Origin of the sequence: Paucibacter sp. XJ19-41, from assembly GCF_028462495.1 — a bacterium.
In the GTDB taxonomy this organism is placed as follows: Bacteria; Pseudomonadota; Gammaproteobacteria; order Burkholderiales; family Burkholderiaceae_C; genus Roseateles_E.
The window spans coordinates 1-531 of sequence record NZ_JAQOWX010000293.1 but is presented as its reverse complement, the minus strand read 5'-3'; the positions used below and the strand labels follow the sequence as shown (position 1 = coordinate 531).

Annotated in this window: 1 pseudogene; it reads left to right on the top strand. The window is 67.8% G+C overall.

Going from position 1 to position 531, the window contains the following annotated elements:
* Positions 1-531, top strand: a pseudogene (locus PO768_RS29050) (DUF1501 domain-containing protein); the annotation flags it as partial.

Genomic DNA, 531 nt, shown 5'->3' with positions numbered 1-531 from the left:
GAAGGCCTTGTACGATGCCGGCAAGCTGGGCCTGCTGCTCAATGTCGGCACCCTGGTGCAGCCGACCACGCTGGCCCAGTACAAGGCCAGGAGCGTGCCGCTGCCACCCAAGCTGTTCTCGCACAACGACCAGTCCAGCATCTGGCAGTCCAGCATGCCCGAGGGCGCGACCAGCGGCTGGGGCGGGCGCCTGGGCGACCAGTTCCTGTCCGCCAACGGTAACGCCACCTTCACCTGCATCAATGTCTCCGGCAACGCGGTCTTCATGTCGGGCCAGCAGGCGGTGCAGTACCAGATGTCCAGCGGCGGCGCGGTCGCGATCAATGGCGTGAGCAAGCCGCTGTACGGCTCGCAGGCCTGCGCGGATGCCTTGCGCAGCCTGATCACGGCCGAGCGCAGCCACTGGATGGAGCAGGAGCTCAACCGCGTCGTCGCGCGCTCGGTCAATGCCCAGTCCATCGTCGCCGCTGCGATGAGCAGCCTGCCGGCGCTGAGCACCGCCTTCGACGCGACGAACAGCCTGGCCGTGCA